Source organism: Pseudomonas caricapapayae (assembly GCF_001400735.1).
In the GTDB taxonomy this organism is placed as follows: Bacteria; Pseudomonadota; Gammaproteobacteria; order Pseudomonadales; family Pseudomonadaceae; genus Aquipseudomonas; species Aquipseudomonas caricapapayae.
Genome location: NZ_LJPW01000144.1, coordinates 205,972 through 227,563, shown reverse-complemented (window position 1 = coordinate 227,563; position 21,592 = coordinate 205,972). Strand labels below are relative to the sequence as shown.

General features: G+C 60.8%; 21 protein-coding genes and 1 riboswitch. Of the genes, 14 read left to right on the top strand and 7 right to left on the bottom strand.

The genetic code is table 11. From position 1 onward, the window contains the following. Window positions 1–222: 222 nt before the first annotated feature. Complete coding sequence (locus tag ALO80_RS21025) at window positions 223–615, bottom strand: PAAR domain-containing protein (RefSeq protein WP_055010383.1); 393 nt, start codon at window positions 613–615, stop codon at window positions 223–225. A gap of 253 nt (window positions 616–868) precedes the next feature. Here ALO80_RS21025 and mdcA point away from each other — a divergent pair, with 253 nt between their 5' ends. From mdcA to madM, 9 genes are all read left to right on the top strand, one after another. Further along, window positions 869–2,545, top strand: coding sequence for a malonate decarboxylase subunit alpha (gene mdcA, locus ALO80_RS21020; RefSeq protein WP_055010382.1), 1,677 nt, complete (start codon window positions 869–871; stop codon window positions 2,543–2,545). Further along, window positions 2,545–3,420, top strand: coding sequence for a triphosphoribosyl-dephospho-CoA synthase (locus tag ALO80_RS21015; protein ID WP_055010381.1), 876 nt, complete (start codon window positions 2,545–2,547; stop codon window positions 3,418–3,420). The genes mdcA and ALO80_RS21015 overlap by 1 nt, the downstream gene beginning before the upstream one ends. Window position 3,421: 1 nt before the next feature. After that, window positions 3,422–3,721 (top strand): malonate decarboxylase subunit delta, encoded by a 300-nt coding sequence (locus tag ALO80_RS21010; RefSeq protein WP_054986811.1) that lies wholly within the window; start codon window positions 3,422–3,424, stop codon window positions 3,719–3,721. Further along, a complete protein-coding gene (locus ALO80_RS21005; RefSeq protein ID WP_055010380.1) occupies window positions 3,714–4,565 on the top strand; it encodes a biotin-independent malonate decarboxylase subunit beta in 852 nt (283 codons plus the stop codon). The genes ALO80_RS21010 and ALO80_RS21005 overlap by 8 nt, the downstream gene beginning before the upstream one ends. Next, entirely contained in the window at window positions 4,562–5,362 is an 801-nt protein-coding gene (gene mdcE, locus ALO80_RS21000; protein ID WP_055010379.1) for a biotin-independent malonate decarboxylase subunit gamma, read from the top strand. The genes ALO80_RS21005 and mdcE overlap by 4 nt, the downstream gene beginning before the upstream one ends. Continuing rightward, complete coding sequence (locus tag ALO80_RS20995; protein ID WP_055010378.1) at window positions 5,356–5,994, top strand: malonate decarboxylase holo-ACP synthase; 639 nt, start codon at window positions 5,356–5,358, stop codon at window positions 5,992–5,994. Before mdcE ends, ALO80_RS20995 begins: the two co-directional genes overlap by 7 nt. Further along, a complete protein-coding gene (gene mdcH / locus ALO80_RS20990; RefSeq protein ID WP_055010377.1) occupies window positions 5,991–6,926 on the top strand; it encodes a malonate decarboxylase subunit epsilon in 936 nt (311 codons plus the stop codon). Before ALO80_RS20995 ends, mdcH begins: the two co-directional genes overlap by 4 nt. 69 nt (window positions 6,927–6,995) lie before the next feature. Beyond that, entirely contained in the window at window positions 6,996–7,412 is a 417-nt protein-coding gene (madL, locus tag ALO80_RS20985) for a malonate transporter subunit MadL (protein WP_054988396.1), read from the top strand. 1 nt (window position 7,413) lies between these two features. Continuing rightward, window positions 7,414–8,178 carry a malonate transporter subunit MadM gene (madM, locus tag ALO80_RS20980; RefSeq protein ID WP_055010376.1) on the top strand — a complete coding sequence of 255 codons (765 nt, stop codon included), beginning with the start codon at window positions 7,414–7,416 and terminating at the stop codon, window positions 8,176–8,178. A gap of 1 nt (window position 8,179) precedes the next feature. Here the strand turns inward: madM and ALO80_RS20975 are convergent, their stop codons facing one another. Continuing rightward, window positions 8,180–9,106 (bottom strand): LysR family transcriptional regulator, encoded by a 927-nt coding sequence (locus ALO80_RS20975; protein WP_055010375.1) that lies wholly within the window; start codon window positions 9,104–9,106, stop codon window positions 8,180–8,182. A gap of 154 nt (window positions 9,107–9,260) precedes the next feature. Between ALO80_RS20975 and trhA the strand changes: the two genes are divergently transcribed. Then, entirely contained in the window at window positions 9,261–9,875 is a 615-nt protein-coding gene (gene trhA, locus ALO80_RS20970) for a PAQR family membrane homeostasis protein TrhA (protein ID WP_054988393.1), read from the top strand. A gap of 147 nt (window positions 9,876–10,022) precedes the next feature. On the opposite strand, the gene ALO80_RS20965 is transcribed toward trhA, so the two are convergent. Together ALO80_RS20965 and ALO80_RS20960 are read right to left on the bottom strand one after the other, a co-directional pair. Further along, window positions 10,023–10,742, bottom strand: a complete 720-nt coding sequence (locus tag ALO80_RS20965) for a 16S rRNA (uracil(1498)-N(3))-methyltransferase (RefSeq protein ID WP_055010374.1) — start codon at window positions 10,740–10,742, stop codon at window positions 10,023–10,025. Between the two features lie 167 nt (window positions 10,743–10,909). Then, the gene (locus ALO80_RS20960; RefSeq protein WP_055010373.1) at window positions 10,910–12,316 is read right to left on the bottom strand and encodes an adenosylmethionine--8-amino-7-oxononanoate transaminase; all 1,407 of its coding nucleotides are present in this window, start codon (window positions 12,314–12,316) and stop codon (window positions 10,910–10,912) included. Between the two features lie 209 nt (window positions 12,317–12,525). Between ALO80_RS20960 and ALO80_RS20955 the strand changes: the two genes are divergently transcribed. The 3 genes from ALO80_RS20955 to ALO80_RS20945 all read left to right on the top strand — a co-directional run bounded on the left by ALO80_RS20955 (window position 12,526) and on the right by ALO80_RS20945 (window position 15,898). Next, window positions 12,526–14,385: a flavin monoamine oxidase family protein gene (locus ALO80_RS20955; protein WP_055010372.1), complete on the top strand. Its 1,860-nt coding sequence runs from the start codon at window positions 12,526–12,528 to the stop codon at window positions 14,383–14,385. 358 nt (window positions 14,386–14,743) lie between these two features. Continuing rightward, on the top strand, window positions 14,744–15,292 hold the full coding sequence (locus ALO80_RS20950) for a cytochrome b (RefSeq protein ID WP_002551706.1): 549 nt from the start codon (window positions 14,744–14,746) through the stop codon (window positions 15,290–15,292). 27 nt (window positions 15,293–15,319) lie between these two features. Beyond that, window positions 15,320–15,898, top strand: a complete 579-nt coding sequence (locus ALO80_RS20945; RefSeq protein ID WP_055010371.1) for a YceI family protein — start codon at window positions 15,320–15,322, stop codon at window positions 15,896–15,898. Between the two features lie 252 nt (window positions 15,899–16,150). Here the strand turns inward: ALO80_RS20945 and ALO80_RS20940 are convergent, their stop codons facing one another. The 3 genes from ALO80_RS20940 to ahcY all read right to left on the bottom strand — a co-directional run bounded on the left by ALO80_RS20940 (window position 16,151) and on the right by ahcY (window position 20,784). Beyond that, window positions 16,151–18,028 (bottom strand): DEAD/DEAH box helicase, encoded by a 1,878-nt coding sequence (locus ALO80_RS20940; protein WP_055010370.1) that lies wholly within the window; start codon window positions 18,026–18,028, stop codon window positions 16,151–16,153. 311 nt (window positions 18,029–18,339) lie between these two features. Then, entirely contained in the window at window positions 18,340–19,185 is an 846-nt protein-coding gene (metF, locus tag ALO80_RS20935; protein ID WP_054988387.1) for a methylenetetrahydrofolate reductase [NAD(P)H], read from the bottom strand. 189 nt (window positions 19,186–19,374) lie between these two features. Beyond that, entirely contained in the window at window positions 19,375–20,784 is a 1,410-nt protein-coding gene (gene ahcY / locus ALO80_RS20930; protein WP_054988386.1) for an adenosylhomocysteinase, read from the bottom strand. Between the two features lie 23 nt (window positions 20,785–20,807). Continuing rightward, window positions 20,808–20,917, bottom strand: a riboswitch (S-adenosyl-L-homocysteine riboswitch). Between the two features lie 220 nt (window positions 20,918–21,137). On the opposite strand from ahcY, the gene ALO80_RS20920 reads away from it, so the two are divergent. Then, entirely contained in the window at window positions 21,138–21,533 is a 396-nt protein-coding gene (locus tag ALO80_RS20920; RefSeq protein WP_055010368.1) for an acyl-CoA thioesterase, read from the top strand. Window positions 21,534–21,592: the final 59 nt, after the last annotated feature.

The following is a 21,592-nucleotide window of genomic DNA, read 5'->3' as shown; positions in this document are numbered from 1 at the left end:
GTCCGCGAACTGCCGGGAACCGGCAGCAAAACCGATGCATGCGGTACATCAGGCGCGACCGAGATAACCTGTCTCAGGGCCGCTTCGCAGCCCTTCGCGTACAAGTCCGCTCCCACGCCCTCTGGGCCGAAGCCGAATCTGCCGGATGATGTGGGGATCGGGCGGCGCTTTGCTTGTCCGCGAACTGCCGGGAACCGGCAGCAAAACGCTCAGACACAGAAATCATCGCGACCTGAGCACCTCGGGAGTGTAGCTGCCGTCTCTGAGTGAGCAGGCCAGATGCTCGGCATGCAGCCGCGCGGCCAAGGCCCGTTCGGTGGAGATGGTGACAGCGGCGTCCATGTCGGCGTGGACGTGTTCCTGCGAGGCGCTCAGCCGGTTGCTGCCGGGTTTGCAGCCGCACTCCACTGCATGCCCCTGCGTGGCAACCGCCACCAGATCGTCGACATACGTCGGATTGCCCTGAGCAATGAAACCGATGCTCGTGCACATCGGGCACCATACCGGATCACCCATGCGGGCAACGCGGCGCTGGTCGATGACTTCGCTTGAAGACCCGCTCAGCACAAACCCGCCGGTGGTGGTTGGATCGCCTTCCCTGACTATAAACGACATGGCAGTGCTTCCTGTGGGTTCTGGAAGCCTCAAGGCTAGGCGAAAATCGGCTGCCCGATTGTGCAAAAGCTCTGTTAAAGACCGGTCCTACGCAAACATCAGCAGGGCGTTTCGCAAATGTTATGCAGTCCGGCAAAAAATGATCACGACTCCCATCGTTACTCCAGCCGTAACGATTCCGCTCGCTGCTTGATTGATGCGCGCCCCCCATCGCTCCTAAGGTGGCCCACGACAGCAAAATCGTGGAGCGATCATGACAACAACAACTTCCCCCGACGCACGCTGGACTCGTCGTCGCAGCGAGAAGCAGCGACGTCTGGAGCAAGTGCGGACGTTGGCCGATGGTGTGGTGTTGCCGACCGACAAAATCGTCGCGGCACTGGAGGCCCTGCTGGTTTCCGGTGATCGTGTGGTGCTTGAAGGCAATAACCAGAAACAGGCGGACTTTCTGTCCCGCGCGCTGGCCAAAGTCGATCCGGGCAAGGTGCATGACCTGCACATGATCATGCCCAGCGTTGGCCGTGCCGAGCATCTGGACCTGTTCGAGCAGCGCATTGCGCGCAAGCTGGACTTCTCGTTCGCCGGCACACAAAGCCTGCGCATCAGTCAGTTGCTGGAAGACGGCCTGCTGGAAATCGGCGCGATCCACACCTACATCGAACTCTATTCACGGCTGGTGGTGGACCTTATCCCCAACGTGGTCCTGGCGGCAGGTTTCATGGCCGACCGCGCCGGCAATATCTACACCGGGCCCAGCACTGAAGACACTCCGGCGCTGATCGAGCCGGCCGCATTCAGCGACGGCATCGTCATCGTCCAGGTCAATCAACTGGTCGACGACGTCAGCGAGTTGCCACGGGTGGACATCCCGGCTTCGTGGGTCGATTTTGTGGTGGTCGCTGACAAGCCGTTCTATATCGAACCATTGTTCACCCGCGACCCGCGTCATATCAAGCCGGTGCACGTGCTGATGGCGATGATGGCGATTCGCGGCATCTACGAAAAACATAACGTCCAGTCCCTGAACCACGGTATTGGTTTCAACACCGCCGCCATTGAACTGATCCTGCCGACCTATGGTGAGTCGCTGGGTCTGAAAGGAAAGATCTGCCGCAACTGGACGCTCAATCCGCACCCGACGCTGATCCCGGCCATCGAAAGCGGCTGGGTCGAGAGCGTGCATTGTTTCGGCACCGAGCTAGGCATGGAGAACTACATCGCTGCCCGTCCGGACGTGTTCTTCACCGGACGCGACGGTTCGTTGCGTTCCAACCGCCAGCTCTGCCAGCTGGCCGGACAATACGCAGTGGACCTGTTTATCGGCGCGACCCTGCAGGTCGATGGTGACGGACATTCTTCGACCGTCACCCGTGGCCGTCTGGCAGGCTTTGGTGGTGCGCCGAACATGGGCCATGACCCACGCGGACGGCGTCACGCCACACCGGCCTGGCTCGACATGCGCCAGCAGCATGATGATGGCCCGGCGGCCTATCTGGAACGCGGCAAGAAGCTGGTGGTGCAGATGGTCGAGACGTTCCAGGAAGGCGGTAAACCGACCTTCGTCGAAACACTGGATGCCGTCGAGGTGGCGAAAAAAAGCGGTATGCCGCTGGCACCGATCATGATCTACGGCGACGACGTCACCCATCTGCTGACAGAGGAAGGCATCGCCTACCTGTACAAGGCGCGCAGCCTTGAAGAGCGTCAGGCGATGATTGCGGCGGTGGCCGGTGTGACGGTGATCGGCCTGCGCCACAATCCCAAAGACACGGCACGCATGCGCCGTGAAGGGCTGATTGCGCTGCCGGAGGACCTGGGTATCCGGCGTACCGATGCCAACCGTGAACTGCTGGCTGCCAAGAGCATTGCCGATCTGGTTCAGTGGTCCGGTGGTCTCTATAACCCGCCTGCCAAATTCAGGAGTTGGTAATGAGCGCACTCCAATTGACACCGCAACCGGCTTCGCTGGCCGAGCGACTGGCCGATCTGGCCGTGGATGCCCTGATCGACGAAGCCGACCTGTCGCCCAAACCTGCCTTGGTAGACCGGCGTGGCAGCGGCGCGCACACCGACCTTCACCTGGGCCTGATGCATTCCTCGGCGCTGTCACTCTGGCCGACCTTCAAGTCGATGGCCGACGCCGCAACGCAATTCGGCGTGGTGGGCCAGCCATTGCGTGAAGCGCTGGGGCGTCTCGGTCGCGAAGGCGAGGCCACGATGTTGCGCACTACCGCCGGGGTGAATACGCACCGCGGTGCGATCTGGGCGCTGGGCCTGTTGGTGACGGCTGTCGCGCTGGATGTTCAGGATTGTTCAGCCGATGCCGTCTGCGCACGCGCTGCCGGTCTGGCACAGATCACGGATCGTCAGGTAATCGCACAAAACAGCCACGGTCATGCAGTGGTTCGCCGCTACGGCGTCATGGGGGCCAGAGAGCAGGCGCAACAAGGCTTCCCGGCCGTCAGGCATTTCGCTCTGCCGCAATTGCAGCGCAGCCGTGCGGCTGGCGGTGGCGAGCAGAACGCCCGGCTGGATGCACTGCTGGCCATCATGACCACCCTGGCCGACACCTGCGTGCTGCATCGCGCCGGCATCGAAGGGTTGCGCACCATGCAGCACGGCGCACAGCGGGTGCTTGACGCGGGAGGCAGTGCCAGCCTGGCCGGTCGCCGCGCCCTGAACGAACTGGATCGACAACTGCTGGCACTCAATGCTTCGCCTGGCGGTGCGGCCGATCTGCTGGCTGCCTGCCTGTTCATCGATGGCCTGGAGCCTGCGCTCGGCCCTGTTTCGAGGAATGTCTGAAATGGAAACCCTGTCTTTTGAATTTCCTGCCGGCCAGCCACCCAAAGGCCGTGCACTGGTGGGCGTTGTGGGCTCCGGTGATCTGGAGGTACTGCTGCAGCCCGGCCAGCCGGGCACCCTGTCGATTCAGGTGGTGACATCGGTCAATGGTGCCTCGCTGCGCTGGAAACACCTGTTCGAGCGCATGTTCGACGGCCAGACTCCACCGGCTTTGAGTATTGATATTCATGACTTCGGTGCGACGCCCGGCGTCGTGCGCTTGCGTCTGGAGCAGGGTTTCGAGGAGATCGGCCATGACTGATACCGCACGCTTGCTGAGCCAGCACAGCTTCATCGAACTCGGTGCCCGCCAGCGTGCCCGCGCCTTGCTGGATGCTGGCAGCTTCCGCGAATTGCTCGGCCCGTTCGACCGTGTCATGTCGCCCTGGCTTGCCCGGCAAGGCGTTGTGCCTCAGGCCGACGATGGTGTGGTAGTCGCCAAGGGCACTGTCGATGGACGGCCGGTAGTCATCGCGGCCATTGAAGGTTCCTTTCAGGGCGGCAGCATGGGCGAGGTCGGTGGCGCGAAAATGGCGGGTGCCCTGGAGCTGGCTGCCGAAGACAACCGCAACGGCGTTCCCACTGCGGCAATCGTGCTGCTGGAAACCGGTGGTGTGCGCTTGCAGGAAGCCAATCTGGGGCTGGCGGCGATTGCCGAGATTCATGCCGCGATGGTCGATCTGCGTCAGTACCAGCCGGTCATCGGCGTGGTGGCGGGCAGTGTCGGTTGTTTTGGCGGGATGTCCATTGCTGCCGGGCTGTGCAGCTATCTGCTGGTGACCCAGGAAGCCCGTCTTGGTCTGAACGGTCCGCAGGTGATCGAGCAGGAAGCCGGCATCGAAGAATACGACTCCCGCGACCGTCCGTTTATCTGGAGCCTGACCGGTGGCGAGCAACGCTTTGCCAGCGATATGGTGGACGGTTTTGCCGCAGACGATGTGGCCGCGGTCAGGCAGCAGGTCAGCGGCTGGCTCAAACAGGGCGTACCCGCAACGCATCGCAGTAGCCAGTACGCGTTGTTCCTGCAACGCCTGGCGAGCCTCGATACCGAACCGCAAATCGATGCGCAAGGCGTGCGCACCCTTTATCAAGGAGCCCGGTCATGAGCTATTCACAACGGGGGTTGAACTGGTTCAACGCACTGAGCGCAGGCGCGAGCGAAGTGAGCGGCCTGCCTGCCTCGCTGAAAGTGGCCGACGGGGTTCTGGGCGAGCAGCCGGTGCGCTTTCTGGCAGTAGTTGCCGATACCGCCAACCGTTTTCCCCGGGCGCGTCAGGGCGAAGTGGGCCTGCTGGAAGGCTGGGGCCTGGCTAAGGCGGTGGATGACGCCATCGAAGAGGATCGCGATCGCGCCGCGAAACGCGCACTGATCGCTATTGTCGACGTGCCCAGCCAGGCCTACGGCCGTCGCGAGGAAGCGCTCGGCATTCACCAGGCGCTGGCCGGGGCAGTGGACAGCTACGCGCGAGCGCGCCTCGCCGGTCATCCGGTCATTGGCCTGCTGGTCGGCAAGGCAATGTCCGGTGCGTTTCTGGCCCATGGTTACCAGGCCAATCGGCTGATTGCGTTACGTGATCCGGGTGTGATGGTGCATGCAATGGGCAAGGCTTCGGCTGCGCGTGTAACGCTGCGCAGTGTCGACGAGCTGGAAAAGCTGGCCGCCAGCATCCCGCCGATGGCCTACGACATCGACAGCTACGCCAGTCTGGGACTGCTGTGGGAAACCCTCTCGGTCAGCCAGATCGAGCAGCCCGCTGCGGATGACCTGACCCAGGTGCGCAATGTACTGAGCAGCGCGATCAACGACGTGCAGGCCGGCGGAGTTGACTTGAGCAGCCGTCTGGGCGCGAGCAACCGTGCGGCATCGGCCACTGTGCGGCAGTTGTTGCGGGCGCAATGGTGACTGACGGCGCCTTTGCAGCGCGGCCCCATGATTTGCTATGGGGCATGCCGCTGTCTTGCTTGCCGGACGACGCGCCCGCATGGGCGGTCGAGGCAGTGCTGGCCGGGCACCCGGTGGTCGTGCGTCGTCAGGCAGTGACGGCTGGTCAGGTGGCGGTGGGGTTGCGTGGCCGGGGGCGTGAGCAGCGCTATGCCGCGAACATGTCGCTGGCGGACGTCTACAGGCAAGTCAGCCCCGAGCAGCTGGTCGACTGCCCTACCGGGCACATTCAGGACTGGCCGGCGTTGCGGGCGCTGCGCCAGGTCCGTCCGGTCATGGATGCTTTGGAACGGGTCTGGGGCATCGGTGGCAGTGCCGGTTTCGAACTGGCCAGCGGTATCGCGGCACTGAATCAGGACAGCGATCTGGACCTTATTCTGCGCACGCCCGAGCCGTTGAGTCGCCGTTGCGCAGCCGAGTTGGTCGAAGCGCTGGAAACATCGGTCTGTCGGGTCGATGTCCAGTTACAACTCGATCAAGGTGGCGTGGCACTGCGCGAATGGGCCCGGCCAACGGGTCGGGTACTGCTCAAGACTTCCGAGGGCGCGCGGCTGGTTGCAGATCCGTGGCATCGGGTCGAGGTGTACGCATGAGCAGTCTATGGGTATTTCCCGGCCAGGGCGCTCAGCAGGCAGGCATGCTGCATCGGTTGCCGGACGATGCCGTTGCTCGCGATTGTCTGCAGGAAGCCGCCGGCGCGCTGGGCGAAGATGTACTGGCACTGGACAGCGCTCAGGCGCTGCAATCGACCCGCGCCGTTCAGCTCTGTCTGCTGATCGCCGGTGTTGCCTGTGCCCGCGTGTTGCAAGCGCAGGACTGTGTGCCGGATTACCTGGCAGGACTGTCCATCGGTGCGTATCCGGCAGCGGTGATTGCGGGGGCGCTGGCTTTCGACGATGCGGTTCGGCTGGTCGCGTTGCGTGGCGAACTGATGCAGAACGCATGGCCGCAAGGCTACGGCATGACTGCACTGATCGGCCTGGATCAGGCTCAGGTCGAGGCGCTGATCGGCCAGGTTCACAGCCCGGAGGCACCGGTTTTTCTCGCCAATATCAACGCCGACAATCAAATGGTGATATCAGGCAGCGCCGAAGCCATGCATCAGGTCGGTCAGTTGGCCAAGGCGTCCGGCGCTGCTGCGGTCAAGCGTCTGGCAGTCAGCGTGCCATCGCATTGCGCACTGCTGGACGCGCCCGCGCAGCAACTGGACGAGGCCTTTTCACAGGTTGCGCTTCAGGCTCCGAAGATACGTTACCTCAGTGGCAGCAGCGCGCGACTTGTGCCAAGTGCCGAGAAACTGCGCGACGACCTGGCCTTCAATATGTGCCGGGTCATCGACTGGCGCAGCACCGTGGAAACCGCCTGGGAGCGAGGCGTGCGCCTGCACATCGAATTGCCACCCGGTGCGGTGCTGACCGGGCTGGCGCGCAAGGTATTTCAGCAAGGAACGGCGCTGGCCTTTCAGGCTGCGCGTCTGGACAGCCTGGTCGCGCTGTCGCGCGAGGAGGGCTGCCGCACCCTATAGAGCCGCCGTGCAGCTGCTACGAAGGACAAAAACAACAACTTCAGCAATGCAAACAGAGGAATAACAACAATGATTATCTACGGTGTTGCACTACTGGCTATCTGCACGCTTGCGGGCGTGATTCTCGGCGATATGCTCGGCGTTCTGCTGGGCGTGAAATCCAATGTGGGTGGGGTCGGGATCGCAATGATCCTGTTGATCTGCGCGCGTCTGTGGATGCAGAAACACGGCGGTATGACCAAGGACTGTGAAATGGGCGTCGGTTTCTGGGGCGCGCTGTACATACCGGTCGTGGTGGCGATGGCTGCGCAACAGAATGTCGTGACTGCGCTCAAGGGCGGGCCGGTCGCCGTGTTGGCCGCTGTCGGTTCGGTGGTGCTGTGTGCCTGCACCATCGCAGTGATCAGCCGCACCAATCGTGGCGAGCCTCTCCCCAAGGAAGAGCCGTTGCTGACGCCCGATGTCGCTCCGGCTGGAGGTCGCTGACATGTGGCCACTGATCGAGCAGGGACTTGAACACAACGGTCTGATCACCGCATTTGCCTTTGTCGGCATCATCATGTGGGTCTCGGTGGTGCTTTCCAGGCGGCTGACGTTTGGCCGGGTACACGGCTCGGCCATCGCGATCGTCATCGGGCTGATTCTGGCCTGGGTGGGCGGGACCTTGACCGGAGGCCAGAAAGGTCTGGCCGATATGGCGTTGTTTTCCGGCATCGGCCTGATGGGCGGCGCGATGTTGCGTGACTTTGCCATCGTCGCCACCGCCTTTGAAGTTCAAGCTACCGAAGCGCGCAAGGCGGGGATGATCGGAGCCGTTGCCTTGCTGCTGGGCACTATTCTGCCGTTTATCGTCGGTGCAAGCATTGCCTGGGCGTTTGGCTATCGTGACGCAATCAGCATGACCACTATCGGTGCCGGGGCGGTGACCTATATTGTCGGCCCGGTGACGGGGGCTGCATTGGGCGCTACTTCCGACGTCATGGCGTTATCGATTGCCACCGGCCTGATCAAGGCGATTCTGGTGATGGTCGGCACGCCTGTGGCTGCGCGCTGGATGGGCCTGGACAACCCGCGCTCGGCGATGGTCTTCGGCGGCCTGGCGGGTACCGTCAGCGGCGTTACCGCCGGGCTGGCCGCGACAGACCGGCGTCTGGTGCCCTATGGCGCGTTGACGGCCACTTTCCATACCGGGCTTGGTTGTCTGCTGGGGCCGTCGGTGTTGTATTTCATCGTGCGCGCTATCGTCGGCTAGGTCAGGTCGTCTGCTCCAGCAGACGATTCGCATACATCCGGCACTCGGCGAGCAGCGCCAGCAGGTTGGGGTCCCGCTCTCTGGACTTGAGAAAGACCATGCCGATGTGTTGCTGCATCCGGTAGCGGCTCTGCAACGGAATCAGTCGCACGCGGTTCTCATAAACCGCTGCGATCCGTCCAGGCAGCAGTGCATAGCCGACGCCGGAGCTGACCATGCTCAGCAGGGTGAAGATGTCATTGACCTGCATCGCCACCTTGGGCTCGAACCCGGCCTGCTGAAATACGCGTATGCCATCGCGATGAGTCGCGAAGCCCTGGGTCAGGGTGATGAACGTCGCCTCGCGCAGGTCGGCCAGGTCTACTTCATGGTGCTCGGCAAATGGCGAGTCAGTGGGCAAAGCCAGAAAGATATCGTCGGAGAACAGCGCCAGGTGCTCGCAGTCCGGGTCGTGGGTGCTTTCATCCAGCGACACCAGCATGGCGTCGACTTCCATGTTCTTGAGCTTGTAGAGCAGGTCCATGTTCGAGCCCAGAATCAGGTCGATATTCAGCTCGCTGCGGCGTATCTTCAAGCCCATGATCAGCTGTGGCACAGTCTTGACCGTCAGTGAATACAAGGCCCCGAGCCGGAACCGCGCCGCCGAAAAGCCCGCCGCCTGACGAGTCAGCTCCACCGTGGCGAGCACGTCCTGCACCAGCTTCTGTGCGCGCTCTTCCAGCACGTAGGCGCTTTCAAGCGGCGTGAGGTTGCGGCCTTCGTGCTTGAACAGCGGGCAGCGCAAGGCGCTTTCCAGCGAGTGGATGGCGCGGTGCACGCTGACGTTGCTGGTCTGCAACTCCTCCGCCGCCCGCGCCAGATTGCCGGTGCGCATGAAGGCCAGGAATATTTCCAGTTTCTTGAGCGTCAGTTCGTCATCGATCTGCATGTCGTGGCGCTTGTTATTTACGTGCGCTGATTGTGCACAACTCATGCGCGGATAGCTGCTTAAAATATCCGTCACTGACACGGATGTTGCACTTTGTTTCAATAACCCGGAGCCTCTGCACCAAGTGTTTTCGCCATAAGAGGGTAGTGAGCGGATGTACTACGGAGAAAAATTCAACGCCTGGTCTCATCTGGTTGGCGCGGTGCTGGCCGCCGTCGGCGCGATCTGGCTACTGGTGATGGCCAGCCTGCATGGCGACGTCTGGAAGGTCGTCAGTATCGCGATCTACGGCGCCTGCCTGGTCACGCTGTACAGCGTTTCCACGGTTTATCACAGCGTGAAGGGCCGTTCTAAATCGATCATGCAAAAGGTCGATCACTTTTCGATCTACCTTATGATTGCGGGCAGTTACACACCGTTCTGTCTGGTCACATTGCGCGGCGCATGGGGCTGGACCCTGTTCGGCATCGTCTGGGGGCTGGCGCTGATCGGCATTGTGCAGGAAATAAAACCCCGTTCCGAAGCGCGCATAATGTCCATCGTGATCTACGCCGTGATGGGCTGGATCGTTCTGGTGGCGGTCAAACCGCTGCTGGCTGCACTGGGTTTGGCGGGTTTCATCTGGCTGGCCGGTGGTGGCGTGCTGTATACCGTCGGCATCCTGTTCTTCGCCTACGACCAGATTCGCCACTTTCACGGTATCTGGCACCTGTTCGTCATTGGCGGCAGTTTGATGCACTTCGTGGCGATCTGCTTTTATGTGCTGTGAAAGTGGCCGCTGACGCCAGGCTTTCGTTGGGCTCGATTAGCATGACCACACTCCAGCGTGGTCATGCAGTTCTGGACGCTCCCGCGCCTGCTCTTGAGCCAGCAATGTGGCGCAGATGACGCGGAGCGCGGGGACGATCATCTGCGATCAGAAATCGCCCCACAACTGCTGTGCCACGCTCAGTGCGACCACCGGAGCGGTTTCGGTGCGCAGAACGCGCGGGCCGAGGCGGGCGGCGTGGAAGCCGGCGGCTTGCGCCTGATCGATTTCCGCATCGTTGAGGCCCCCTTCAGGACCAATCAGGAAGGCCAGGCTGGCTGGTTTGTCATGGCTGGTCAGCGGTTCGGCCACCGGGTGCAGAACCAGCTTCAAGTCGGCCTCGGTACGCTTGATCCACTCGGCAAGCGGCATCGGTGCATGAATCACCGGCACCACAGAGCGACCGCACTGTTCACAAGCGCTGATCGCGATCTGCTGCCAGTGCGCCTGGCGTTTCTCGGCGCGCTCGTCCTTGAGCCGCACCTCACAGCGTTCGCTGATGATCGGCGTGATTTCGCTGACGCCCAGCTCAGTGGCTTTCTGAATCGCCCAGTCCATGCGCTCGCCACGCGACAACCCCTGACCCAGATGAACGCGCAGGGCTGACTCGACCTGCCCGGCAAAGCGCTCAGTCAGTTGCACATGCACGCGTTTCTTGCCGACTTCGAGCAAGGTGCCGCGAAACTCCAGGCCCGAACCGTCGAACAGTTGCAGCGCGTCACCTTCGGTCATGCGCAGCACGCGGCTGATGTAGTGCGCCTGGGCCTCAGGCAGTTCGTGTTCGCCCAGGCTCAGCGGCGTCTCAGTGAAAAAGCGCGACAGTCTCATGGTGTGTCTCGGTTCCGGTGTTTGTTCTGTGATGGCCCTTTCGCGGACAAGCGAAGCGTCGCCCGGTCCGCTCCCACAGTAGGGCGGCGTTGTCCGCAAAGATGCTACACATGTGGGAGCGGACTTGTCCGCGAAGAAATCAGTCGCGACGCCGCAAATTCCAGCCCCTAACCCGGATCGCGAAAGTCCGGATGAAAGTTCTCCCGCACCGCCACACTGATGCTGCTGCGCGTCGCGATATCAATACCTTCGCTGGCCACTTCGGCCAGAAAGTCGATCTGCTCCGGCGTAATCACATACGGCGGTAAAAAGTACACCACACTGCCCAGCGGGCGCAGCAGTGCGCCACGCTCCAGCGCATGCTGGAAGACTTTCATGCCACGGCGTTCCTGCCACGGGTAGGCGATCTTGCCGGCTTTGTCCTGAACCATTTCGATAGCGATAGCCATGCCGGTCTGGCGCACTTCCGCGACGTGCGGATGATCCGCCAGATGCGCAGTGGCCGTTGCCATGCGCTGCGCCAGGGCCTTGTTGTTCTCGATGACGTTGTCCTGTTCGAAGATATCCAGCGTCGCCAGCGCAGCAGCACACGCCAGCGGATTGCCGGTGTAGCTGTGGGAGTGCAGAAACGCACGCAGCGTCGGGTAGTCATCGTAGAACGCGTCGTATACATCGTCCGTGGTCAGGCAGGCCGCCAGTGGCAGGTAGCCCCCGGTCAGCGCCTTGGACAGGCAGAGGAAATCCGGACGGATGCCAGCCTGCTCGCAGGCGAACATCGTCCCGGTACGGCCGAAGCCTACCGCGATTTCATCGTGGATCAGGTGCACGCCATAACGGTCGCAGGCCTCGCGCAGCAGCTTGAGGTAGACCGGGTGATACATGCGCATGCCGCCTGCGCCCTGGATCAGCGGTTCGACGATCACCGCCGCAACGCTGGCGTGGTGTTCCGCGAGGGTCTGCTCCATGGCCGCGAACATGTTGCGCGAATGCTCTTCCCAGCTCATGCCGTCCGGGCGGTGATAGCAATCGGGGCTTGGCACCTTGATGGTATCGAGCAGCAGCGCCTTGTAGGTTTCGGTAAACAGCGGCACATCACCCACCGACATCGCCGCCATGGTCTCGCCGTGGTAGCTGTTGGTCAGGGTGACGAAGCGCTTTTTGTCAGGCTGGCCGCGATTGAGCCAGTAGTGAAAGCTCATTTTCAGCGCGACTTCAATGCAGGAGGAACCGTTGTCGGCGTAGAAGCAGCGGGTCAGGCCTTCAGGTGTGAGGCTGACCAGCCGTTCGGACAGCTCGATGACCGGTTGATGGCTGAAGCCGGCAAGTATCACGTGCTCGAGCTGATCGACCTGATCCTTGATGCGCTGGTTGATACGCGGGTTGGCGTGCCCGAAAACGTTGACCCACCAGGAGCTGACAGCATCCAGATAACGCTTGCCATCGAAGTCTTCCAGCCACACGCCTTCGCCACGCTTGATCGGTATCAACGGCAGATTTTCGTGGTCTTTCATCTGGGTACAGGGGTGCCACAGGACCTTCAGGTCACGTTGCATCCACTGGTCATTGAGGCCCATTTTCAATCTCCGGGTAGCGACTCGCTTGATGCGAGGACGAACAATCGCGCCAGCCTATGCAATGCCCGGCTGCGGGACAACCTTTGATGCAGTTTTAAAGGCCGATGGACATTGCTGGCGGCTATTTGATGGCTCGCGTATCCTGCGCAGCAAGTCGATGTGCCGGGCTGACTTGCCCAATCTTCCCTATGTTTTCTGGAGTTCGCCGAATGCTTTCTGGGTGGCTGCGCGCGTGTGCGCTGATCGTGGCGGGGGTGGTCAGCGGTTTTACGCTCGCCGATGAAAAACAACGAACCGCCATTGTCGTCGGCGGTGGGCTGGCAGGTCTGACTGCCGCCTACGAACTGCAAACCAAGGGGTGGCAGGTGACGCTGCTGGAGGCCAAATCCAGCCTGGGCGGACGCTCCGGCCTGGCGACCAGCGAGTGGATCGGCAACACCAAGGCTCAGCCGGTGCTGAACCGCTACCTGGACAGCTTCAAGCTGCCTACCGTGCCGGCACCTGAATTTGTGCGTACGCCCGGTTACCTGATCGACGGTGTGTATTTCACCCAGGCTGACCTGGCCGTGAAGCAGCCCGCGACCGCTGAAGCCATCAAACGCTACAACGACACTCTGGACAACCTGGCCCGATCCGTCGATGACCCGGAAAACCCGGCATCCAACAGCACCCTGTTCGCGCTGGACCAGATCAACGTCGCCAACTGGCTGGACCGCCTGAGCCTGCCTGCCACGGCGCGGCAGTTGATCAACCAGCAGATTCGTACGCGCTATGACGAGCCTTCGCGCCTGTCGCTGCTGTACCTTGCCCAGCAATCGCGGGTGTATCGCTCGGTTGACGAGCGTGACTTGCGCGCTGCACGCCTGCCCGGTGGCAGCGCGGTATTGACTCAGGCGTTCGTCAAGCAGCTCAAGACCATCAAGACCAACTCCCCGGTGACAGCCGTCATTCAGGAGAAAGACAAGGTCACGGTCAAAACCGGCGCAACCAGTTACACCGCTGATTATGTGGTCATGGCCGTGCCGTTGCGCTCGCTGGGCAAGATCCAGATGACACCTGCGCTGGACGCTCAGCACATGGGTGCCATTAAGAGCACCAACTACGGCTGGCGCGACCAGATCATGCTCAAGTTCAAGACCCCGGTCTGGGACAGCAAGGCGCGCATGTCCGGTGAAGTGTTCAGCAATACCGGTCTGGGCATGTTGTGGGTAGAGCCAGCGCTCAAAGGCGGCGCCAATGTGGTGATCAACCTGTCCGGCGACAACGCACGCATCATGCAGGCCTTCGGCGACAAGCAGATGGTCGATCAGGTATTGATCCGGCTGCATGCGTTTTATCCCGAAGCGCGCGGTGCGTACACCGGCTATGAAATCCGTCGTTACAGCGTCGACCCGTCCACGGGTGGCTCTTACCTGGCGTTCGGCCCTGGCCAGATCAGCAAATACTGGCGTCTGTGGGAGCGGCCGATTCTGCGCGTAGCGTTCGCTGGCGAGCACACTGACACCTTGTACCCTGGCACTCTGGAAGGTGCGCTGCGCAGTGGTCAGCGTGCGGCCGGTCAAGTGCAGGATCTGGCAGCGGGCAAATCGTTCGAACCGGTCAAGGTTGCACCGCCGAAAGCGCCGACGTCGGCTTCGCAGAAATCCGAAGGCAATTTCTTCAGTAACCTGTTCGGTGGTTCGTCCGACAAACCGGCTGAGCCCGCCAAGCCTCAGGCTGACAAACCAGGCTTCTTCTCGCGTCTGTTTGGTGGTGCCGAAGAACCCGCACCGGCCCCTGCTCCGGTAGAGAAGGCCGCGGAACCGGCTCCAGCTCCAGCGCCTGTTGTCGCGCCAGCACCTGTGGTTGCGCCGGCTGTCCAGCCTGCCAGGCCGCCGGTAAAAGCCGAGCCCGCGAAGAAGCCCGCGACCAAGGTCGAACCTGCGAAAAAGCCGCAGAGCAAGGAAGCCGCCAAAAAAGAGGCTGCGAAGAAAGAAGCGGCCAAAAAAGAAGCGGCGAAAAAGGCCCAGACCAAACCGTCTCCAGCCAAAACACCTGCTGAAACAGCCCCCGCAGACGTCAACAACTGACCCGGCGATAGCTGAATGAAAGGGACGCGGCTCATGGCCGCGTCCCTTTTTTTGTGCGCGTTGAATCCGTTCTCTCTATAGCAGGCTGGCGTCAGTGGAGCGGATCATGCCGTTCATCGGTATCGAACGGCCGATGGTCAATGCAAAGTGTTACTGACGGCAAATTATCGAGATGCTGCCGCAGCGAGGACAGTCTGGTTTGCTGAAGAGCAGGTCAGGTGTTGGCAAAGCCAACAGAATCGACAGACGAAATGTCCATTGGACTCATCGTATTGTTCGATATGTCCAAGCAAAATTTTGCGCTTTCATTCGATAGATAAAAAGCTAGTCTGGTAACACTTCTGACAAGGTACTGGTAATGCAGCTACGTAACTCATCCTCTCGCTACGGTCTGGTCAGCATGGTGCTGCACTGGGGCGTGGCTGCTGTCGTGTTTGGCATGTTTGCGCTGGGGTTGTGGATGGTCGGGCTGGATTACTACGATACATGGCGCAAGGCCGGGCCTGATCTGCACAAGAGCATTGGCATCACCCTGTTTGCGATCATGTTGATCCGCGTGGTCTGGCGTCTGCTCAGCCCGCCACCGCCGCCGTTGACCAGCTACAGTAAGTTGACGCGCATCGGGGCTGCGTTTGGCCATCTGTTTTTGTACGTCGCTCTGTTTGCCGTGATGTTCGCCGGTTACCTCATTTCCACTGCCGACGGCGTGGGGATACCGGTATTCGGCCTGTTCGATGTGCCTGCGCTGGTCTCGGGCCTTCCTGATCAGGCAGAAACGGCTGGCTGGATTCACCTGTATCTGGCCTGGGTCATCGTGATATTCGCGGGGCTCCACGGTCTTGCAGCATTGAAACACCACTTCATCGATCGCGATGTGACCCTCAAGCGTATGCTGGGTCGTAATTGATTGTTCAACCAAAACGGGAATAAAAGCATGTTGAAGAAGTCTCTCGCCGCTCTGGCTCTGGGTACCGCACTGTTGTCTGCTGGCCAGGCCATGGCTGCCGACTACGTTATCGACAAGGAAGGTCAACACGCATTCGTTGACTTCAAGATCAGTCACCTGGGCTACAGCTTCATCCACGGTACGTTCAAGGACTGGGAAGGCACGTTCAGCTTTGATGCTGCCAAGCCTGAGGCCAGCAAAATCAATGTCGAGCTGAAAACTGCCAGCCTGTTCACCAACCACGCCGAGCGCGACAAGCACATCGCCAGCAAGGATTTCCTGGACGTTGCCAAGTACCCGGAAGCCAAGTTTGTTTCCACCAGCGTCAAATCGACCGGCGAGAAAACGGCTGACGTGACCGGTGACCTGACCCTGCACGGCGTGACCAAGCCGATCGTGATCAAGGCAACCTTCAACGGCGAAGGCAAGGATCCGTGGGGCGGCTACCGTGCCGGTTTCAACGGTACTTCGACGCTTAACCTGAACGACTTCGGCATCAAAGGCCCAGGCCCGACATCGCAGACGCTGGACCTGGACATCACCTTCGAAGGCGTGCAGAAGAAGTAATTGCACGTTTGATCGACAGAACGCCGACCTTTGGGTCGGCGTTTTTGTTGGTGCGATGAAACTTCCTGAGCTGACTATCGTGCCAATGCTCCGCGTTGGCATGCAGTTCGTGACGCTCTGCGTCACGGATCGGCACCGCGCCACCCGCTCAATATCTGACGCGGAGCGTGGGAGCGATCATCGACACAACAAACGATACAACAAACAAAAACGCCCCGAGCAGGTCGGGGCGTTTTCAGTGTTGCGTGGCTGTCAGCTGTCGCGGTTGCGGGTCAGCAGGGCCGGTTTTTCACCGCGCGGGCGGCTTGGCAACTGGTCCAGTTGCTCGGCTGACGGGAAGCGGTCGATCTTTGATTCCTTGTGCACGATCTTTGGCTGGGGCTGGCCGTCGCGTGGTGCACGCACGGCTGGCTCCTGACCTTCACGCGGCAAGGGCTGATCGTCACGTGCCGGGCGACGACCACGAGGCTGGCCATCACGTGAGCGCGGTGCCGACGAACCCGAACCGTTGCGCTTTGGCGCGCCGGAGCCTGAGCCGTTGCGAGCGCCGCCCGCAGGTCGACCCTGATTGGCCGGACGAGCTGCGCCACCGGTAGCCGGTGCAGCACCAGGCGCGGCAGCCGGGCGACGACCACGGTTCTGCCCTTTGCCCTGGTAAGGACTGACGTAGTCAGCGCGATTTCCGAAGTTATCCACTTCGTCATCGCGGAACTCATCCGGGGCACGATCCGCCGTCGGACGCGGTATGGCAGGCTGCGATGCACGCTGTTCGCTGCGAGGCGTGCCCTCACGAGGTTTTTTTTCGCGTGGCTGCCGGGCAGGGCGTTCGCCAGTAGCGGCCGCAGCGGCGGGTTTTTCCTTGCCTTTGTCCTTGCCCTTGTCGCGACGACCACCGTTGTTCTTGTCGCCGGCAGGACGTGCACTACGGGAGTTGCGAACATCCGGACGCTCGCGCACTTCCGGCTTTTCAGCCTCGACGGCAGTGATGTCGAAGCCCATCAGGTCGCCGTCGGCGATTTTCTGTTTGGTCATGCGCTCAATGCTTTTGAGCAGCTTCTCTTCGTCCGGCGCAACCAGCGAAATGGCTTCGCCGGAACGACCGGCGCGGCCAGTACGGCCGATACGGTGAACATAGTCTTCGTCGACGTTGGGCAGCTCGAAGTTGACGACATGCGGCAACTGATCGATATCCAGGCCACGTGCCGCGATATCGGTCGCAACCATGATGCGTACATCACCCGCCTTGAAATCGGCCAGTGCCTTGGTGCGTGCGTTCTGGCTCTTGTTGCCGTGGATCGCGACCGCCGCAAGGCCGTGCTTGTCCAGGTACTCGGCCAGACGGTTGGCACCGTGCTTGGTGCGGGTGAAGACCAGTACCTGTTCCCAGGCACCGACAGTGATCAAATGCGCCAGCAGCGAACGCTTGTGGTTGGCTGGCAGGCGGAAAACCCGTTGCTCGATACGCTCGACCGTGGTGTTTGGCGGTGTGACTTCGATGCGCTCGGGGTTGTGCAGCAGCTTGCCAGCCAACGACGTGATGTCATTGGAGAAGGTGGCCGAGAACAGCAGGTTCTGACGCTTGGCAGGCAGGCGCGCGAGGACTTTCTTGACGTCATGCACGAAGCCCATGTCGAGCATCCGGTCTGCTTCATCGAGCACCAGGATTTCAACGTGGGACAGGTCAACGCTGCCTTGACCGGCCAGGTCAAGCAGGCGACCGGGGCAGGCCACCAATACGTCTACACCACGGGACATGGCCTGAACCTGCGGGTTCATGCCGACGCCGCCGAAGATGCAGGCGCTGACGAATTTCAGGTCGCGGGCATAGAGTTTGAAACTCTCGTGCACTTGTGCGGCCAGTTCGCGGGTCGGGGTCAGGACCAGCACGCGTGGTTGGCGCGGGCCGTGACGCTGGGATTTGTCCGGAACACCGTTGGGAAACAGCCGCTCCAGAATAGGGAGGGCGAAACCGCCGGTTTTACCAGTACCGGTCTGTGCCGCAACCATCAGGTCGCGACCTTGCAACACGGCGGGAATGGCCCGCTGTTGCACGGGGGTAGGCTGGGTATAGCCCGCTGCCTCGATGGCGCGGACTAAAGCCTCGGAGAGACCGAGGGAAGCAAAGGACATGAGTAATCCTGTTCTGTTGGAGCTTAAGCTCAAGGGATGTCTTGCCTGGCGCGAATGGCGTGTAAAGACAACGCGATCCCGTCCGGTCCTGCCGGGTCTTCAGTGCATCCCGTGACGTCTGCGCTTGATGAAAATTGCGCTGTTGGCGTGAACGGGTGACGATTGCAAGACCGGGCGTCCGGGCGTAAGCCTGGCGGGAAGGCTGGAGTATAACAGAGCGAACGCAATACGCCGCTTTCCTGCTGCCCAACGGTGTATCGGGCCGCGATCTCCCGGGAATACCCGGCTGGATCGCGGTCCTGAGGCCGTTTTCAGCGCGGCAGTTGCAGGTTGTTCCACACGGCCAGGCTCGGCTCTGCCTGGTTCAGGGTGTAGAAATGCAGACCGGGGGCACCGCCTTGCAGCAGTCGCTCACACATTTGCGTGATGACTTCTTCGCCAAACGCCTGAATGCTTTGCACGTCATCGCCATAGGCCTCCAGCTGCTTACGGATCCAGCGCGGGATTTCCGCACCGCACGCATCCGAGAAGCGCGCCAGCTTGCTGTAATTGGTGATCGGCATGATGCCCGGCACGATCGGAATGCTTACGCCCATCTTCTCGACGCGCTCGACAAAGGTGAAGTAGCTGTCGGCGTTGAAGAAGTACTGAGTGATCGCGCTGTCGGCACCGGCATTGGCCTTGTTGACGAAGTGCTTCAGGTCGTCTTCGAAGTTGCGCGCCTGCGGGTGCATTTCCGGGTAGGCGGCCACTTCGATATGGAAATGGCTGCCGCTTTCCTGGCGAATGAAACTCACCAGGTCATTGGCATGGCGCAGCTCACCGCTGGCCATACCCATACCCGAAGGCAGGTCGCCGCGCAGGGCCACGATGCGTTTGATGCCCGCATCCTTGTAGTGCGTCAGCAAGCTGCGCAAGTCGTCCTTGCTGTCGCCTACACAAGACAAATGCGGCGCAGCAGGTACTTTGATCTCGTTTTCCAGCTGCAGCACGGTATTGAGCGTGCGGTCGCGGGTCGAGCCACCGGCACCGTAGGTGCAGGAGAAAAAATCGGGGTTGTAGGTGGCCAGCTGACGAGCAACGGTCAGCAGCTTTTCATGTCCAGCGTCGGTCTTGGTAGGAAAAAACTCGAAGCTGAAGCGGCGTTCTTGAGACATGGGGGAGGAGACCTCCAGCTTTTAGCTGCAAGTTGCAAGCTGCAAGAGGGCTGTATGCCTGGCTCCGCAGTCTTACGCTTGCCGCTCACGGCTGTTTAGTAACGATAAAGAAACGAGCTTAAAGCCCAAGCTGCAAACAAGAAAAGCGCACTTGCTTGCAGCTTGAAACTTACCGCTTACAGCTATCAATCAATAGCGATAAGCGTGCGGCTTGAACGGACCGTCGACGGTCACACCGATGTAGTCGGCCTGGGTCTTGGTCAGCTTGGTCACCACGCCGCCGAAACCGCGGACCATTTCCAGGGCCACTTCTTCGTCGAGTTTTTTCGGCAGCACTTCAACGGTCAGACGCTCGGCTTTTCTGGCCGGCGCCAGGTCGGCGTACTTCTGCTCGAAGAGGAAGATCTGCGCCAGAACCTGGTTGGCGAACGAGCCATCCATGATGCGGCTCGGGTGGCCAGTGGCGTTGCCCAGATTGACCAGACGGCCTTCGGCCAGCAGGATCAGGTAGTCGTCGTTCTGCGCGTCGAACGAGCCAGGACCGGTGCGGTGGATCTTGTGCACCTGTGGCTTCACTTCTTCCCATGCCCAGTTCTTGCGCATGAAAGCAGTGTCGATTTCGTTGTCGAAGTGGCCGATGTTGCACACCACAGCGCGTTTTTTCAGCGCTTTGAGCATGTTCGCATCGCAGACATTGACGTTGCCGGTGGTGGTCACGATCAGGTCGATCTTGCCCAGCAGTGCCTTGTCGATGCTTGCTTCGGTGCCGTCGTTTTCACCGTCAATGAACGGGGAAACCAGCTCGAAACCGTCCATGCAGGCCTGCATGGCGCAGATCGGGTCGACTTCGGTCACTTTGACGATCATGCCTTCCTGACGCAGGGACTGGGCCGAGCCCTTGCCCACGTCACCGTAACCGATCACCAGCGCCTGCTTGCCGGACAGCAAGTGGTCGGTACCGCGTTTGATGGCGTCGTTCAGGCTGTGACGGCAGCCGTACTTGTTGTCGTTCTTGCTTTTGGTCACCGAGTCGTTGACGTTGATGGCCGGGATTTTCAGCTCGCCCTTGGCCAGCATGTCCAGCAGGCGGTGCACGCCCGTGGTGGTCTCTTCGGTGACGCCATGGATCTTGTCCAGCATCGCCGGGTATTTCTTGTGGATGATCTCGGTCAGGTCGCCACCGTCGTCGAGGATCATATTGGCGTCCCATGGCTGGCCATCCTTGAGGATGGTCTGCTCGATGCACCACTCGTATTCCTCTTCGGTTTCGCCTTTCCAGGCGAACACAGGAATGCCCGCAGCGGCGATGGCCGCAGCAGCCTGGTCCTGGGTGGAGAAGATGTTGCACGACGACCAGCGAACTTCGGCACCCAAGGCAACCAGGGTTTCGATCAGCACGGCGGTCTGAATGGTCATGTGGATACAGCCGAGAATTTTCGCGCCTTTGAGCGGCTGCTCACCGGCGTACTTGCGGCGCAGGCCCATCAGGGCAGGCATTTCGGATTCGGCGATGATGGTTTCGCGACGACCCCAGGCAGCAAGGGAAATATCGGCAACCTTGTAGTCGTTGAATTCTGCGGGCGTGATTACAGCACTCATTGAGAGTCTCCATTCCATAAAAATGCGAATGGGCGCCGTTGTGCGTTTAAGGTTTGCCGGTCGGAATCGTCCTGGCAAACAACGCCCCATCCGAGCCTGACAGGGAAAACCTGCTGCAGCGCCCCTCGGACAGGTGGCGGGAACGGTATCAAGCGTAGATGACCGTTTTGAAACGTTTGGCAGTATAGCGGCGCTCGCGATTCTTCCCAAGGCTTTCTGTCGGTTTAAGGGCCATACAATTGCCATTGGCCTGTAATCGGGCAGATGCATAGTCGTTATGACGCAGGCATGGGCGCGGGCCGCTGGCTCTGCCATCATGCTGGTCTATATCGGCCAGACGCTCAGGAGTGACCATGAATTTCCACACCCGCAAGTGGGTAAAGCCCGAAGACCTCAACCCCAACGGCACGTTGTTCGGCGGTAGCCTGCTGCGCTGGATCGACGAAGAGGCTGCGATCTACGCGATTGTCCAGCTGGGTAATCAGCGGGTGGTGACCAAGTACATATCGGAAATCAATTTCGTCAGTGCGTCGCGTCAGGGCGACATCATCGAACTGGGCATCACGGCTACAGAATTCGGCCGCACCTCGATCACACTCAAGTGCCAGATGCGCAACAAGATCACCCGCAAAAGCATTCTGACGGTCGAGAAGATCGTCTTCGTCAACCTCGACGAAGACGGCCAGCCCGTGCCGCATGGTCGTACTGAAATCCGCTACATAAAGGACCAGTTCGACGTAGAGGACTGACGCTCAGATCGCTGAACACGCGGAGCATGGGCACGACAGTTACAGAATGATCGTTCCTC

Excerpts from the sequence above, each read along its gene's own strand:
- ALO80_RS21010 (WP_054986811.1), top strand. The coding sequence starts at position 3,422 with ATGGAAACCCTGTCTTTTGAATTTCCTGCCGGCCAGCCACCCAAAGGC.
- ahcY (WP_054988386.1), bottom strand. The coding sequence starts at position 20,784 with ATGAGTGCTGTAATCACGCCCGCAGAATTCAACGACTACAAGGTTGCC.
- ALO80_RS20950 (WP_002551706.1), top strand. The coding sequence starts at position 14,744 with ATGCAGCTACGTAACTCATCCTCTCGCTACGGTCTGGTCAGCATGGTG.
- ALO80_RS21005 (WP_055010380.1), top strand. The coding sequence starts at position 3,714 with ATGACTGATACCGCACGCTTGCTGAGCCAGCACAGCTTCATCGAACTC.
- ALO80_RS20960 (WP_055010373.1), bottom strand. The coding sequence starts at position 12,316 with ATGGGCCTCAATGACCAGTGGATGCAACGTGACCTGAAGGTCCTGTGG.
- ALO80_RS20975 (WP_055010375.1), bottom strand. The coding sequence starts at position 9,106 with ATGCAGATCGATGACGAACTGACGCTCAAGAAACTGGAAATATTCCTG.
- ALO80_RS21015 (WP_055010381.1), top strand. The coding sequence starts at position 2,545 with ATGAGCGCACTCCAATTGACACCGCAACCGGCTTCGCTGGCCGAGCGA.
- ALO80_RS20965 (WP_055010374.1), bottom strand. The coding sequence starts at position 10,742 with ATGAGACTGTCGCGCTTTTTCACTGAGACGCCGCTGAGCCTGGGCGAA.
- ALO80_RS20955 (WP_055010372.1), top strand. The coding sequence starts at position 12,526 with ATGCTTTCTGGGTGGCTGCGCGCGTGTGCGCTGATCGTGGCGGGGGTG.
- metF (WP_054988387.1), bottom strand. The coding sequence starts at position 19,185 with ATGTCTCAAGAACGCCGCTTCAGCTTCGAGTTTTTTCCTACCAAGACC.
- ALO80_RS20940 (WP_055010370.1), bottom strand. The coding sequence starts at position 18,028 with ATGTCCTTTGCTTCCCTCGGTCTCTCCGAGGCTTTAGTCCGCGCCATC.
- ALO80_RS20920 (WP_055010368.1), top strand. The coding sequence starts at position 21,138 with ATGAATTTCCACACCCGCAAGTGGGTAAAGCCCGAAGACCTCAACCCC.
- ALO80_RS21025 (WP_055010383.1), bottom strand. The coding sequence starts at position 615 with ATGTCGTTTATAGTCAGGGAAGGCGATCCAACCACCACCGGCGGGTTT.
- mdcA (WP_055010382.1), top strand. The coding sequence starts at position 869 with ATGACAACAACAACTTCCCCCGACGCACGCTGGACTCGTCGTCGCAGC.
- ALO80_RS20945 (WP_055010371.1), top strand. The coding sequence starts at position 15,320 with ATGTTGAAGAAGTCTCTCGCCGCTCTGGCTCTGGGTACCGCACTGTTG.
- mdcE (WP_055010379.1), top strand. The coding sequence starts at position 4,562 with ATGAGCTATTCACAACGGGGGTTGAACTGGTTCAACGCACTGAGCGCA.
- mdcH (WP_055010377.1), top strand. The coding sequence starts at position 5,991 with ATGAGCAGTCTATGGGTATTTCCCGGCCAGGGCGCTCAGCAGGCAGGC.
- trhA (WP_054988393.1), top strand. The coding sequence starts at position 9,261 with ATGTACTACGGAGAAAAATTCAACGCCTGGTCTCATCTGGTTGGCGCG.
- madL (WP_054988396.1), top strand. The coding sequence starts at position 6,996 with ATGATTATCTACGGTGTTGCACTACTGGCTATCTGCACGCTTGCGGGC.
- ALO80_RS20995 (WP_055010378.1), top strand. The coding sequence starts at position 5,356 with ATGGTGACTGACGGCGCCTTTGCAGCGCGGCCCCATGATTTGCTATGG.
- madM (WP_055010376.1), top strand. The coding sequence starts at position 7,414 with ATGTGGCCACTGATCGAGCAGGGACTTGAACACAACGGTCTGATCACC.